At 65.2% G+C, this 14,059-nt stretch carries 9 protein-coding genes and 1 pseudogene; 9 read left to right on the forward strand and 1 reads right to left on the reverse strand.

Features of this window, described 5'->3' with window-relative positions; translation table 11 throughout:
- Positions 1 to 85 precede the first annotated feature (85 nt).
- From XarjCFBP7645_RS07415 to XarjCFBP7645_RS07425, 3 genes and pseudogenes are all read left to right on the forward strand, one after another.
- A pseudogene (locus XarjCFBP7645_RS07415) lies at positions 86 to 2,271 on the forward strand (Six-hairpin glycosidase-like protein).
- On the forward strand, positions 2,268 to 3,746 hold the full coding sequence (locus XarjCFBP7645_RS07420; protein ID WP_104536906.1) for an MFS transporter: 1,479 nt from the start codon (positions 2,268 to 2,270) through the stop codon (positions 3,744 to 3,746). The pseudogene XarjCFBP7645_RS07415 and the gene XarjCFBP7645_RS07420 overlap by 4 nt, the downstream one beginning before the upstream one ends.
- Before the next feature lie 11 nt (positions 3,747 to 3,757).
- Entirely contained in the window at positions 3,758 to 5,419 is a 1,662-nt protein-coding gene (locus tag XarjCFBP7645_RS07425) for an alpha-amylase family glycosyl hydrolase (RefSeq protein ID WP_181126325.1), read from the forward strand.
- 120 nt (positions 5,420 to 5,539) lie between these two features.
- Here XarjCFBP7645_RS07425 and XarjCFBP7645_RS07430 read toward each other — a convergent pair whose 3' ends face one another.
- Positions 5,540 to 6,661: a LacI family DNA-binding transcriptional regulator gene (locus XarjCFBP7645_RS07430; RefSeq protein ID WP_104536908.1), complete on the reverse strand. Its 1,122-nt coding sequence runs from the start codon at positions 6,659 to 6,661 to the stop codon at positions 5,540 to 5,542.
- Positions 6,662 to 6,986: 325 nt separating this feature from the next.
- Here XarjCFBP7645_RS07430 and thrS point away from each other — a divergent pair, with 325 nt between their 5' ends.
- The 6 genes from thrS to pheT all read left to right on the forward strand — a co-directional run bounded on the left by thrS (position 6,987) and on the right by pheT (position 14,052).
- Positions 6,987 to 8,891 carry a threonine--tRNA ligase gene (thrS, locus tag XarjCFBP7645_RS07435; RefSeq protein ID WP_104536910.1) on the forward strand — a complete coding sequence of 635 codons (1,905 nt, stop codon included), beginning with the start codon at positions 6,987 to 6,989 and terminating at the stop codon, positions 8,889 to 8,891.
- A gap of 48 nt (positions 8,892 to 8,939) precedes the next feature.
- A complete protein-coding gene (gene infC / locus XarjCFBP7645_RS07440) occupies positions 8,940 to 9,482 on the forward strand; it encodes a translation initiation factor IF-3 (protein WP_080591364.1) in 543 nt (180 codons plus the stop codon).
- A gap of 240 nt (positions 9,483 to 9,722) precedes the next feature.
- Positions 9,723 to 9,920 carry a 50S ribosomal protein L35 gene (rpmI, locus tag XarjCFBP7645_RS07445; protein ID WP_002811096.1) on the forward strand — a complete coding sequence of 66 codons (198 nt, stop codon included), beginning with the start codon at positions 9,723 to 9,725 and terminating at the stop codon, positions 9,918 to 9,920.
- A 10-nt stretch (positions 9,921 to 9,930) separates the two neighbouring features.
- On the forward strand, positions 9,931 to 10,290 hold the full coding sequence (rplT, locus tag XarjCFBP7645_RS07450; RefSeq protein WP_003484828.1) for a 50S ribosomal protein L20: 360 nt from the start codon (positions 9,931 to 9,933) through the stop codon (positions 10,288 to 10,290).
- Positions 10,291 to 10,551: 261 nt separating this feature from the next.
- The gene (gene pheS / locus XarjCFBP7645_RS07455; RefSeq protein WP_053045192.1) at positions 10,552 to 11,547 is read left to right on the forward strand and encodes a phenylalanine--tRNA ligase subunit alpha; all 996 of its coding nucleotides are present in this window, start codon (positions 10,552 to 10,554) and stop codon (positions 11,545 to 11,547) included.
- Between the two features lie 126 nt (positions 11,548 to 11,673).
- Positions 11,674 to 14,052, forward strand: a complete 2,379-nt coding sequence (pheT, locus tag XarjCFBP7645_RS07460) for a phenylalanine--tRNA ligase subunit beta (RefSeq protein WP_104536912.1) — start codon at positions 11,674 to 11,676, stop codon at positions 14,050 to 14,052.
- Positions 14,053 to 14,059: the final 7 nt, after the last annotated feature.

Below are 14,059 nucleotides of genomic sequence, written 5' to 3' on the forward strand. Positions count from 1 at the left end.
CGCGCCCGTGGCACGCCAGTGCCGCGCACTACAACGCGTGCAACGAGGGAGGGAGGCCGACGGTGCAAGCCGTCTGGCCGCTTCGATGCTGAAGATGATCTGCATGGCTGCAACGCTCGGCGTTGCGGCAAGCTCGCCGGTGTTGGCCGATGAGCTGGAATTCCAGGGCCGCCGTGCGCAAGCGCAGGCGCTAGAAGACGGCGGTTTCGTGCTGCGCTGGCCGCAGGGCGAGCGCCGCATCGGGCCGCAGCCGATGCGTACCCATACCGCCAGTCCGTTGTTCGACGCCCTGTTCGCCATGGCGCAGCAGGAAATGGCCGACGACCGTGTCGAGGCGATCCGCGATCCGGCCTTCAACGACGGCAAGCCGGTGCCGTGCGCGTGTTTCGAAACCGGTGAGCGCTGGCCTTACGTATGGACGCGCGATGTCAGCTTCGCCGCCGATCTGGCGTTGGCGCGGCTGGAGCCGGAGCGCACGCGCAATGCGCTGCGCTTCAAGCTGTCGGCGGCGCGCGACGGGCGGACGCCAGGGGTGTTTGTTGCGCAGGACACCGGCTCCGGTGGCAGCTGGCCGATCAGCAGCGACCGCGTGGTGTGGTTTCTTGCCGCGCGCGGCCTGCTGGATGACAAGGCGTTCGCTGAAGACGTTTGGGAGGCGTTGCAGGCCACTCTCGCGCAGGATCGTGACGCGGTCTTCGATGCGCAGATCGGCCTCTACCGCGGCGAAACCTCGTTTCTGGATTGGCGCGAGCAGACCTATCCGGAGTGGACGCGCCAGGATGTGCGCTTCATCGCCGAGTCCTTCGCCCTTTCCACCAACGTGTTGCACTACCATGCCCTGCGCCTGGCCGAGCAACTGGCGCGCCAGCATGGCGATGCGCGCGCGTCCAGGTACGCCCAGTGGGCCGATGCGCTGCGTCAGGCCATCGCCACGCGCTTCTGGGATGCGCGCAGCAATCAGTACGTGAGCTATCTGGGCAATGCGGCGCATCCGGTGCGCTATGCCAAGGTCGATCTGCTCGGCGTGTCGCTCGGCGTGCTGGCCGAGGTGTTTCCGAAGGAGCGTGCGCGTGCCGCGCTGCGCAGGTATCCGCTGGTTGCCGGCGGCAGCCCGGTGGTGTGGCCGCAGGAAGCCGAACAGCCGATTTATCACAATCGCGCCGTCTGGCCTTTCGTCAGTGCGTATGCGCTACGCGCCGCACGCCAGCTGGACGACGCGCCGCGCATTGCGCTGGAGTTGCAGTCGTTGATGCGCGGCAGCGCGCTGGCCGGCTCCAACATGGAAAACTACGAGATGCAGAGCCTGGCGGTGCATGTGGAGGAGGGCACACGTAGCGGCCCGGTAGTGAATTCGCCACGCCAGTTGTGGTCGGTTGCCGGCTATCTCTCCGCGGTGCTGGAAGGCGTGTTCGGCATTGGCGCCGATGGCAGCGTGACGCCGAAATTGCCGCGTACGTTGGTGCCGTTGTTGTTTGGCGATCGCCAGCAGATCGTGCTTGAACAGGGCGCCCGACGCTATGTGCTGCAGCGGCCGACGGCGAGTGCGGGTGAGTTGCTGGTGGCGGGGAAGGTCGAGCAACAAGGCCAGACCACGTTGGTGCATCTGATCGGTCGCAAGGCCGATACCACCGCACCGCCGCAGCCAGGCCAGGTGTTCGCACCCAGCACGCCGGAGGCGCCCGTCGCGCAACGGCAGGGCGATGGCTATCGCGTTGTGATTCCGGCTGGGGCGACGCTGTACATGGATGGGCATGCGTTGGACGCCACGCGGCACTTAGACCTGCGCGAGGACGGCCGGCTGCACGTGCTCAGCCTGACCCGCCGCGCCGATGGCCTGGAGTCGCTGCACAGTCCCGCGTTGACGCTCGGTCCGTTGCAGGAAGTCCCGGGCAGCGAGGCCTGGGTTTGGGCTGCCACGCGCGCGGGCCAGCATCGCGTATCGCTGCGTTATCGCAACCCCAACGGGCCGATCAATACCGGCGTCACTGCGGCGGTCAAGCGGCTGCTGCTGGAATGCCCGGGGCAGGCCACGCAGTCGCAGGTCGTGGTGATGCCGCATAGCGTGGGCGAGCAGCTGTCCACGCAGGTCAGCTTCACTGTGGTGGCCGGGCAGCAGTGCAGGTTCCGGCTGGAAGATGGCTTCAACATGAGCGCGCTCGCCATTTTGCGCAGTACAACGGCGGCCGCGGCGGTCGCGATGGCGTGGTCAACACCGCGCAGGTGAGCGCGCTGCTGGTCGGCCCCGCAGCGAGCACGGAGGCTGCGCAATGACCGCCAAGCCACGCCTGAGTTTCTGGCAGATCTGGAACATGTGCTTCGGCTTTCTCGGTATCCAGTTCGGCTTCGCGTTGCAGAACGCCAACGCCAGCCGCATCTTCCAGACCCTGGGGGCGCAGGTCGACGACGTGCCCGGTCTGTGGATCGCCGCACCGCTCACCGGTCTGATCGTGCAGCCCATCATCGGCTACCTGTCCGACCGCACCTGGACCCGATGGGGGCGCCGGCGCCCGTATTTCATGGTCGGCGCAGTCTTCACCACACTGGCCTTGCTGGCGATGCCCAACGCACCGATGCTGTGGATTGCCGCCGGCACATTGTGGGTGCTGGATGCATCGATCAACATCTCGATGGAGCCATTCCGCGCCCTGGTCGGCGATCAACTGCCACCGGCGCAGCGGCCTGCCGGCTATGCGATGCAGAGCTTCTTCATCGGGGTCGGCGCGATCGTGGCGAGTTTCCTGCCGTGGTTGCTGACGCACTGGGGCGTGGCCAATACCGCGCCGCCAGGGCAGTTGCCCGACAGCGTGCGCTATGCCTTCTACCTCGGTGCCGCGGTGCTGTTGCTGTCGATCAGCTGGACGGTGTTGCGTACGCGCGAATACAGCCCGCAGCAGCTGGCCGGTTTCGACGATGCGCATCCGCCTGTAGCGGCTGCAGCGATCGCCGGCACCTTGCCGCCGCAACGTGCGAGTGTGCTCTGGTGCGGCATCGGTGTGCTGCTCGTCGCTGCGATCGCCTGGCAGCACGGCGACCGCATGCTCTACGTGCTGGCCGGCTTGTGCATCGCCTACGGTGCGCTGCTTGGGTTGGCGCACGTGCTGCCGTCCACCAGCATGGTGGTGGCGATCGTGCAGGACGTGCGCAGCATGCCGCTGACGATGCGGCGTCTGGCCTGGGTGCAGTTCTTCTCTTGGTTTGCGCTGTTTGCGATGTGGATCTACACCACCGCCGCGGTCACCCAGGTGCACTTCGGCGCCGAGGACACCGCATCGGCGGCCTACAACGAGGGCGCGAACTGGGTGGGCGTGTTGTTCGGTGCCTACAACGGCTTTGCGGCGTTGGCGGCATTGGTCATTCCACTGCTGGTGCGTGCGATCGGCCTGCGCTGGAGCCATCTGTGCAATTTGTGGCTGGGTGCGGCCGGGCTGTTGTCGATGCTGGCGATCCGCGACCCGCAATGGCTGCTGCTGTCGATGCTGGGTGTCGGCTTTGCCTGGGCTTCGATCCTGTCGCTGCCTTACGCCTTGCTGTCCGACAGCGTGCCTGCCGCCAAGATGGGCGTGTACATGGGCATCTTCAATTTCTTCATCGTGATTCCGCAGCTGGTCGCGGCCAGCGCACTGGGCTTCGTGCTGCACGTCTGGCTGGGCGGTCAACCGATCTACGCGCTGGCCATCGGCGGCGCCAGTTTGCTCCTTGCCGGTGTGTGCGTGGTGCGGGTTCCAGTGGCTTCGGGAGGGCGGTGATGCGTCATGTGATGATGGCTGGACTGATCGTGTGTGCAGGAGCGGCGAACGCAGCGACTGCACATGGCGATTACTACGGCACGCTGGAACCGTTCGCTGCCGACGCGGTGTATTTCGTGGTGACCGACCGTTTCGTCAATGGCGACCCCGGCAACGATCAGCGCGACCAGGGCGGTGCGCATCGCACGTTCGATGTGCCGACGCCTTGCGCGGATGCGGTCGGCGACAACATCGGTTACCTGGGGGGCGACTTCAAGGGCATCGTCGAGCATGCCGATTACATCCGCGAGCTGGGGTTCGGCGCGTTATGGATCACGCCGATCGTCGACAATCCGGATGAGGCCTTCACCGGCGGCAAGCCGATCAGCTGCGGCAGTACGCTCAGCGACCACGGCAAGACCGGCTATCACGGCTATTGGGGCGTGAACTTCTACAAGCTCGACGAGCATTTGCCCAGCCCAGGGCTGGACTTTGCCGGCTTCACCCGCGCCATGCATGCCAACCACTTGAAGGTCGTGCTGGATATCGTGGGCAATCACGGCTCGCCGGCCTACAGCATGCCGGCGGCGCAGCCGGGCTTCGGCAAGCTGTACGACGCCGATGGCCGCCTGGTCGCCGATCACCAGAATCTGCCGCCTGCCCAGCTGGATCCGCAGCACATTCCGCTGCACGCGTTCTACAACACCGGCGGCGGCCTGGCCGAGTTGTCCGATCTCAACGAAAACAATCCCGCCGTGCTCGATTATCTGGCCGGCGCGTATCTGCACTGGATGGAGCAGGGCGCCGACGCGTTTCGTATCGACACCATCGGCTGGATGCCCGACCGTTTCTGGCATGCCTTCGTTGCGCGCATCCGCGAAAAACGTCCGGGGTTCTTCATGTTCGGCGAAGCCTTCGATTACGACGCCAACAAGATTGCCGGGCATACCTGGGCGCGCAATGCCGGCGTCAGCGTGCTGGATTTCCCGTTGAAGCAGCAGCTGTCCGCTGTCTTCGGGCATAAGCAGGCCGGGTTCGAGAAGCTTGCCGCGCCGCTGTTTCTGCGCCAGGGACCGTATGCCAATCCGTACGAGTTGATGAGTTTCTACGACAACCACGACATGGCGCGCCTGGATGCCAGCGACACCGGCTTCATCGACGCGCACAACTGGCTGTTTACCGCGCGCGGCATCCCGGTGATCTATTACGGCTCGGAGACCGGCTTCATGCGCGGGCGTGCCGAACATGCCGGCAACCGCAATTACTTCGGTGCCGAGCGCATCCGCACTGCACCGCAAAGCCCGATCTTCGGCCCGTTGCAGCAGATCGCGCGGTTGCGTCGGGATACCCCAGCATTGCAGCGCGGCTTGCAGGTGGATGTGCTGCTACGTGGGGATCAAGCGGCGTTCTTCCGTGTCTATCAGCATGCGGGCACCAGCCAGACGGCGCTGGTGCTGATCAACAAGGGCGATGTGGCGGCGAACATCGAGGTGACGCATTTTCTGCAGCCAGGCACCTGGCGCGACGCGCTGAGTGGCGAGCGGGTGCCGGTGCAGCGTCGGCTGCTGACGCCGGTGCCCGCACACGGGGTGCGAGTGCTGCTCTCGGACGCGCCGATCACCGACCCGGCCTTGCGCAGGCAGCTCGACGCGCAGATGGCCGAGCAAGCCGCGCGCGATGCCCGCAACAGGTAGGAGCGCACCCGGGCGCGACGGGCATTACCGGGAACGCCTAATCGCGCCCGGGTGCGCTCCTACGAGGCATCAATGGTCTCGCAGCCTGTCGCGCACGATTCCCAATTCCCAATTCCCGAATCAACGCCTGACAGCTCCATCAGCGGCCCGACCAGCCACCGGGTCGCCGGTCTCCGGGCCGGCCGGCCCCCAGCCCAGCGGTGGTTGCAGGCCGCTGCTACGCGAGGAGTCGCGCACTGCCAGCTTTACCGGAATGGTGCGGCTCTGCGCCGCTTCGCCGCGGATCAGCGCCACCAGGCTCTCCACCAGGAGCGTGCCGGCCTGCTTGGTGTCCTGTTGCACCGTCGACAGTGCAGGTGCCACCGACGCCGCCAATGCGATATCGTCGAAGCCGCTTACTGCCACATCCTGCGGCACCCGCAGGCCACGCTCGCGCAAGGCGCGCATTGCGCCGATCGCAATGAGGTCGCTGGCCGCACACACCGCATCGAACGCCTTGCCGCTGTCGAGCAGCTCCAGGCACGCGGCATGGCCGGACGACTCGGTGGTGATCGCATCGAACTGCAGCGCGCGATCTGCCACCAAGGCCTGCTGTTTCAGCGCGGCGACGTAGCCGCGGTAGCGCTCTTCGAACTCGGGGTAATGATTGGACGCGTGGCCGAGAAAGGCGATGCGTCGGCAGCCCTGCGCGAGCAGATGCTCGGTGATGTCCAGCCCGCCCTGATAATTGTCGCTGCCGATCGAAATGCCCGGCTGCCCCGGCAGCGCCGCGCCCCAGCGTACGAAGTGGGTGCCTTGTTCGACCAGCAACTGCAACCGCTGGCGCGACTGCTGATAATCGCCGTAGCCGAGCAGAATGATGCCGTCGGCCTTGTTGCTGTCTTCGTAATCGGCCTGCCAGTCCTTGGACAGCTGCTGGAAGGATACCAGCAGGTCGTAGCCCTGCAGCGCGCAGGCGCGAGTAATCGAGCCCAGCATCGAATGGAAGAACGGGTTGATCAGCGAATCGTCGGCGGTGGGGTCTTCGAAGAACAGCAGCGCCAGCGTGCCGGCATTGCGCAGCCGCAGCGACGAGGCGTTCTTGTCGACCTTGTAGTTCAATTCGTTGGCGATGCGCAGGATGCGCTTGCGGGTTTCTTCGTTGACCATCGGGCTGCCGCGCAGTGCGCGCGACACGGTCGGTTGCGACACGCCGGCCAGGTAGGCGATATCCAGCGAGGTGGCTTTACCCTTGATGGTCATGGTCGGTACTGGCAGCACAGGTGGCCGGCATCATGCCACGCGCATGCCGGCCCCGTGCCGGCATGCGCAACAGCGGGCTGATTGGTTTACCATTCGCTTCCAAGACCCCTTGCGAGAAGGTGGCCCGCGCCCCGCGCCGGCCCAGCGTGCGACATGAGCACTACCACCGCCCACCGCTGATTCCGGCCGCGCCAGTCCGCAGGGCGCGCGTACGGCGTTCGTTCCGCCCCACTTCTCGCCATACCTCTATCCGAGCCTGCGCCGCAACGGGCAGATCTCCCTTGCAGTCGTCGCGCTGCAGCCAGCACAGACCTCATCCTTGCCCATGATCAACATCACGCTCCCCGACGGCAGCCGCCGCGAATTCGAATCCCCTGTCTCGGTGATGCAGGTCGCCCAGTCGATCGGCGCCGGCCTGGCCAAGGCCACCATCGCCGGCCAGGTCGATGGCCAGCTGGTCGATGCCAGCGACGTCATCGACCACGATGCCAGTTTGCGCATCATCACCGCCAAGGATGCCGAAGGGGTGGAGATCATCCGCCACTCCTGCGCGCATCTGGTCGGGCATGCGGTCAAGCAGCTGTACCCGGAGGTCAAGATGGTGATCGGCCCGGTCATCGCCGAAGGCTTCTACTACGACATCTACAGCGAACGCCCGTTCACGCCGGACGACATGGCCGCGATCGAGCAGCGCATGCAGGAGTTGATCGCGCAGGACTACGAGGTGATCAAGAAGGTCACCCCGCGCGCCGAGGTGATCGAGGTATTCGCCCAGCGCGGCGAGGAGTACAAGCTGCGCCTGATCGAGGACATGCCCGACGACATCACCGCGATGGGCCTGTACTACCACCAGGAATACGTGGACATGTGCCGCGGCCCGCACGTGCCCAACACGCGCTTCCTCAAGGCCTTCAAGCTGACCCGCATTTCCGGCGCCTACTGGCGCGGCGATGCCAAGAACGAGCAGCTGCAGCGCATCTACGGCACCGCCTGGGCCGACAAGAAACAGCTGGACGCCTACATCCTGCGCATGGAAGAAGCCGACAAGCGCGACCATCGCCGCATCGGCAAGCAGCAGGACCTGTTCCACCTGCAGGAAGAGGCGCCCGGCCTGGTGTTCTGGCATCCCAAGGGCTGGTCGCTGTGGCAGGTGGTCGAGCAGTACATGCGCAAGGTCTATCGCGACAGCGGCTACGGCGAAGTGCGTTGCCCGCAGATCCTGGACGTGTCGCTGTGGCAGAAATCCGGCCACTGGGACAACTACCAGGACGCGATGTTCTTCACCGAGTCGGAGAAGCGCACCTACGCGGTCAAGCCGATGAACTGCCCCGGCCACGTGCAGGTGTTCAACCAGGGCCTGCACAGCTACCGCGACCTGCCGATCCGCTATGGCGAGTTCGGCGCCTGCCACCGCAACGAGCCCTCCGGCGCGCTGCACGGCATCCTGCGCGTGCGCGGCTTCACCCAGGACGACGGGCACGTGTTCTGCCTGGAATCGCAGATCGAAGCCGAAGTCACCGCGTTCCATCAGCAGGCACTGGCGGTCTACACCGCGTTCGGCTTTGACGACATCGAGATCAAGATCGCGCTGCGCCCGGAAAAGCGCCTGGGCGACGACGTCACCTGGGACAAGGCCGAAGCCGCGCTGCGCAGCGCGCTGGGCGTGTGCGGGGTGGAATGGCAGGAGCTGCCGGGCGAGGGCGCCTTCTACGGTCCCAAGATCGAGTACCACCTCAAGGACGCCATCGGCCGCACCTGGCAGCTGGGCACCATGCAGGTCGATTTCATGATGCCGGGTCGCCTCGGCGCCGAGTACGTTGACGAGCACAGCCAGAAGAAGCATCCGGTCATGCTGCACCGGGCGATCGTTGGTTCGATGGAACGTTTCATCGGCATCTTGATCGAACACCACGCCGGCGCCTTCCCGGCCTGGCTCGCCCCGGTCCAGGTCGTTGTCGCAAATATCACCGATGCCCAGGCAGACTATGTCGACTCGGTTCGGAAAACCCTTGCAAATCAAGGCTTCCGTGTGAACGCCGATTTGCGTAACGAGAAGATCGGATATAAGATTCGCGAGCATACGCTGCAACGCGTCCCTTATCTCCTCGTCGTCGGTGACCGCGAGAAGGAAAACGGCGCCGTCGCCGTGCGGACACGTTCGGGAGAGGACCTCGGGACCATGACGGTTTCGGCCTTCATCGAACGTCTGCAGGCAGAGCAGGCAGCGTGAGCCAACCCCGGCCGGTCTGGATGATCCGGATGCGCCGGTTCGATTCCCCTGGGAGATTGCAATATCAGTACCCCTGACAACAAACAGAACCGCAAGAACCAAGAAATCCGTGTGCCGCGCGTCCGCGTGATCGGCAGTGACGGTGAGATGGTCGGCGTGTTGTCGCGCGACGAAGCGCTCGCCAAGGCCGAGGAAGAAGGCCTGGACCTGGTCGAAATCCAGCCGCAGGCCGATCCGCCGGTCTGCAAGATCATGGATTTCGGCAAGTTCAAGTTCGAGCAGCAGAAAAAGGCCAACGAGGCCAAGAAGAAGACCAAGCAGGTCGAGATCAAGGAACTCAAGTTCCGTCCGGTCACGGACGAGGGCGACTATCAGATCAAGCTGCGCAACATGCGCCGCTTCCTGGAGGAGGGCGACAAGGTCAAGGTCAATATCCGCTTCCGTGGCCGTGAAATGAGCCACCAGGAACTTGGGCGCGAGATGGCGTCCCGGATCGAGGCCGACTTGGGCGACGACATCGTCATCGAGTCGCGTCCGCGCCTGGAAGGGCGCCAGATGGTCATGATGATCGCGCCGAAGAAGAAGATCTGATTCCCGCGCCAGGACGGGCCCTCATGGGTCCGCCAGGCCGGCGACAGCAGCCATTTGCAAGAATTCCCGTTAACGGGCATACTGCGCGGCCCGGTTTTGCCGGGGCGCCGCGCAAGCGGTACAGGACCTGTCCGGATCGTGTTCGATCAAGGACTTACAAGCAGGCAAGGGCAAGGATGGAAAGCGTGGTCGCAAGACTGCCGCCCGGGTCAGTGACAAAACACCATCAAGGACATTGCAATGCCCAAGATCAAGACCAACCGGGCGGCGGCCAAGCGTTTCCGCAAGACCGCCTCCGGCAAGTACAAGTGCGGCCACGCAAACCGTAGCCATATCCTCACGAAGAAAGCGACCAAGCGGAAGCGCAACCTGCGGCAGACGAACCACGTCCGTGCCGAAGATGCTGGCCGTCTCGATCGTATGCTTCCCTATCTCTGAGGACTGACCCATGGCACGAGTAAAGCGTGGCGTACAGGCGCGTCGCCGCCACAAGAAAATTCTGACCCTGGCGAAGGGCTACTACAACGCTCGCCGCAAGGTCTTCCGCGTTGCCAAGCAGGCAGTCATCAAGGCGCAGCAATACGCCTACATTGGCCGCAAGCAGAAGAAGCGTAATTTCCGTTCGTTGTGGATCACCCGCATCAATGCGGCTGCCCGCATCAACGGCTTGAGCTACAGCCGTTTCATGAATGGCCTGCTCAAGGCTGGCATCACCCTGGACCGTAAGGTGCTGGCTGATATCGCCGTGCACGACGCCGCCGGCTTTGCCGCGCTGGCTGAGAAGGCCAAGGGCGCGCTGGCGGCGTAAATGCAGGTCCCGTGCAAGAGCCCGCACATCATGTGCGGACTTTTCAAGGGGTAGTTTCTCGAGGGGGCTTGCACCGTTGGTGTACAGGCCTTCGGCGAGGGCAAGCAGATATGCGGGGGGAAGGGCGCGAGTCCTTCCCCTTTTGCGTTTTGGATGGCCGGCATCGCTGGTTGGATGCCTGGCAAGATGAAATTTGAGTGGCAATGCGTTCCGGTGCACCCGGAAACACCGTTCGGTTGACGCAGTTGAGGCGCGAGTGCAATGAGTGAGATTCAATCCCTGACCGAGCGTGCGCTGGCCGATGTCGCCGCCGCGCAGACGCCGGACCAACTGGAAGCCTTGCGCGTCGCACTGCTGGGCAAGAGTGGCAGCATCACCGCCCAGCTCAAGCAGCTCGGCACGCTGCCGGCCGATCAGCGAAAGGCCGCTGGCGAAGCGATCAACCTGTCGCGCGATGCGCTGACCGCTGCGTTGTCCGAGCGCAAGCACATGCTGGAAAACGCCGCACTGGATGCACGTCTGGCCGGCGAGCGGATCGATGTCACCTTGCCGGGTCGTCGCGGCGAACGTGGCGGATTGCATCCGGTCACGCGCACGCTCGAGCGCATCGTCGAGATCTTTGCGCGCCTGGGCTATGAGTTGTCCGATGGTCCGGAGATCGAGGACGACTGGCACAACTTCGAAGCCCTGAACTTTCCGCCGCACCATCCGGCGCGCGCGATGCACGATACGTTCTACTTCGGCGATGGCCGCCTGCTGCGCACCCATACTTCCGGCGTGCAGGTCCGCTACATGGATGCGCACAAGCCGCCGCTGCGCATGATCGCGGCCGGTAAGGTGTATCGCTCCGACTCGGATCAGACCCATTCGCCGATGTTCCATCAGGTCGAAGGCCTGCTGGTGGACGAGCATTCCAACTTCGCCGATCTCAAGGGGACCTTGTCCGAGTTCGTGCGGGCGTTCTTCGAGCGTGATTTCGAAATGCGCTTCCGCCCCAGCTATTTCCCGTTCGTGGAACCGGGTGCGGAAGTGGACATCGCCTGGCAGCAGCCCGACGGCAGCACGCGCTGGCTGGAAGTGCTCGGCTGCGGCATGGTGCATCCGAACGTGCTGCGCAGCGTCGGCATCGACCCGGAGCGTTACACCGGCTTCGCGTTCGGCCTGGGCGTGGAGCGCTTCGCGATGCTGCGCTACGGCGTCAACGACCTGCGTGCGTTCTTCGAAAACGATGTGCGTTTCCTCAGGCAGTTCGCCTGACGGCGGGGAATCGGGAATTGGGAATGGGGAATCGTTGGAGCCGCGCGCTCCTTGGATCCCGTCCCCCAGGCCCGACGCCCCCGCTTTTGCGATTCCCCATTCTCCATTTCCGATTCCCGGCCCCTCATGAAATTCTCTGAAAATTGGCTGCGCAGCCACGTTCCCATCCAGGCGAGCCGCGACGAGCTTGCCGCGACGCTGACGGCGATCGGTTTGGAGGTCGAAGAGGTCACGCCGTTGGGCGAGGCGCTGGGGCAGGTGGTGGTGGCGCGTATCGTCGAGGCGGTGCGTCATCCGGAAGCCGATCGTCTGCAGGTCTGCAGCGTCGACGCAGGGCAGGGCGAGTTGCTGCAGATCGTGTGTGGCGCGCCCAACGCGCGTGCCGGTCTGCTGGCGCCGTTGGCGCTGGTCGGTGCGCAGATCGGCGCGCTCACCATCACCGCGGCCAAGCTGCGCGGGGTGGCGTCCAACGGGATGCTGTGCTCGGCCAAGGAGCTGGGGCTGGACAGCGATGCGTCCGGCCTGTTCGAGCTGCCCGACGATGCGCCGGTGGGTCAGGCGCTGGCCGAGTACCTGGGCCTGCCTGATGCCAGCATCGAGATCAAGCTGACGCCCAATCGCGCCGACTGCTTCAGCGTGCGCGGCATCGCTTTCGATGTGGCGGCTGCCTGCGCCAGCGAAGTGGTGGCCTTCGATGCCGGTGCGGTGGCGCCGGTGTCCACGCGCACACTGGCGGTGGAATTGCATGCCGGCAACGCCGCGCCGCGCTATTGCGGACGGGTGATCGAAGGCATCGACCCGGCCGTGAAAACGCCGGTGTGGCTGGCCGAGCGGCTGCGTCGCAGCGGCGTGCGTCCGGTTTCGCTGCTGGTGGACATCACCCAGTACGTGATGCTGGAACTTGGCCAGCCGATGCATGCGTTCGATCTGGATACGCTGCAAGGCCCGATCGGCGTACGCCACTCGCGCGGCGGCGAGCAGCTGGCATTGCTGGATGGCCGGCAGGTCACGCTGGACGACAGCTTCCTGACCATCACCGATGCCGGCCGCCCGATCGCATTGGCCGGTCTGATGGGCGGCCTGGATACCCGCGTCACCGAGACCACGCGCAACGTGTTCCTGGAGTCGGCGTACTTCGATCCGGCCGCGATCATGGGGCGTGGCCGCAAGTTCGGTCTGCATACCGATGCCGGCCATCGCTTCGAGCGTGGTGTGGATCCGGCATTGCCGCCGCAAGCGATCGAAGTGGCGACGCGGCTGGTGCTGGAACTGGCCGGTGGTACGCCCGGCCCGGTCGTGCATGCGCAATTGCCGCAGCATCTGCCGCAGCCGTCGCGCATCCTGTTGCGGCGTGTGCGGATCGCGCGCGTGCTCGGTATCCAGATCGACGATGCTGAGGTCGTGCGCATTCTGGGCGCGCTCGGCATGCAGCTCGAGTCGGTTGCCGAAGGCTGGCAGGTGATGGCGCCGAGCCGTCGCTTCGATATCGCCATCGAAGAGGATCTGATCGAGGAACTGGCGCGTATCCACGGGTACGACCGCGTGCCGACCACGCTGCCGGGCGGCGCAAGCCGGATTGCGATGCCGAGCGAAACCCAGCTCGATGAGCTCAGCGTGCGGCGCCAGCTGGTGGCGCGCGAGCTGCAGGAAACCATCAACTACGCTTTCGTCGACGCTACCTTGCTGCAGCGCTGGCAGCTGAGCGACGGCCTGGTGCCGTTGGCCAATCCGCTCAGCGCCGAGCTTGCGATCATGCGTCCGCGCCTGTTGCCGGGCCTGGTGGCGACGCTAGGCCGCAATGCCGCCCGCCAGGCCGGACGCGTGCGCCTGTTCGAGCTGGGAAAGGTGTTCGCGGCCGCATCCGACGCCGGCGCTGCCCCACAGGAGTCGCAGCATGTCGCCGCGGCCGTGTGTGGCGATGCCCTGGCGCTGCAGTGGGGCGAGCCCGCCCGCAAGGTGGACTTCCACGATCTGAAGGGCGACCTGATGGCGCTGGCCGCGGCCAGTGGCGCGGTGATGGAGTTCCAGCCTTCTGCCCGGCCCTTCGGGCATCCGGGGCGCTCGGCCGACATCCATCGCGACGGCGTCTGCATCGGCTGGATCGGGCAGGTGCATCCGCGCCTGGCCAAGGCGTTGGACATCGACGTGGATGTGATCGCGTTCGAGCTGGAACTGACGGCGTTGGTCAAACGTGCGCTGCCGCGTGCCGGCGAGCTGTCGCGGTTCCCCTCGGTACGTCGCGATCTGGCCTTCCTGGTGCCGGAAGAGGTGAGCTGGGCGGCGCTGTCGAGCAGCGTGCGCACCACCGTCGGGCCGTTGTTGCGCGAGGTGCAGCTGTTCGACCGCTATGTCGGGCAGGGGGTCGAGCCAGGTTTCAAGAGTCTGGCTATGGGCTTGATTTTGCAGGATAACTCGCGCACTCTCACCGACCGGGACGTCGACGCAGTCGTTGCCGATGTGGTGGCCGTGATCGAGCGCGAGCACCGCGCCCGGATCCGGAGTTGAGGCGGTA

The sequence above is a fragment of the Xanthomonas arboricola genome (assembly GCF_002940665.1).
Lineage (GTDB): Bacteria > Pseudomonadota > Gammaproteobacteria > Xanthomonadales > Xanthomonadaceae > Xanthomonas > Xanthomonas arboricola_B.

Coding starts and splice junctions, on each gene's coding strand:
- pheS (WP_053045192.1), top strand. CDS start 10,552: ATGAGTGAGATTCAATCCCTGACCGAGCGTGCGCTGGCCGATGTCGCC.
- thrS (WP_104536910.1), top strand. CDS start 6,987: ATGATCAACATCACGCTCCCCGACGGCAGCCGCCGCGAATTCGAATCC.
- XarjCFBP7645_RS07420 (WP_104536906.1), top strand. CDS start 2,268: ATGACCGCCAAGCCACGCCTGAGTTTCTGGCAGATCTGGAACATGTGC.
- rpmI (WP_002811096.1), top strand. CDS start 9,723: ATGCCCAAGATCAAGACCAACCGGGCGGCGGCCAAGCGTTTCCGCAAG.
- XarjCFBP7645_RS07430 (WP_104536908.1), bottom strand. CDS start 6,661: ATGACCATCAAGGGTAAAGCCACCTCGCTGGATATCGCCTACCTGGCC.
- rplT (WP_003484828.1), top strand. CDS start 9,931: ATGGCACGAGTAAAGCGTGGCGTACAGGCGCGTCGCCGCCACAAGAAA.
- XarjCFBP7645_RS07425 (WP_181126325.1), top strand. CDS start 3,758: ATGATGGCTGGACTGATCGTGTGTGCAGGAGCGGCGAACGCAGCGACT.
- pheT (WP_104536912.1), top strand. CDS start 11,674: ATGAAATTCTCTGAAAATTGGCTGCGCAGCCACGTTCCCATCCAGGCG.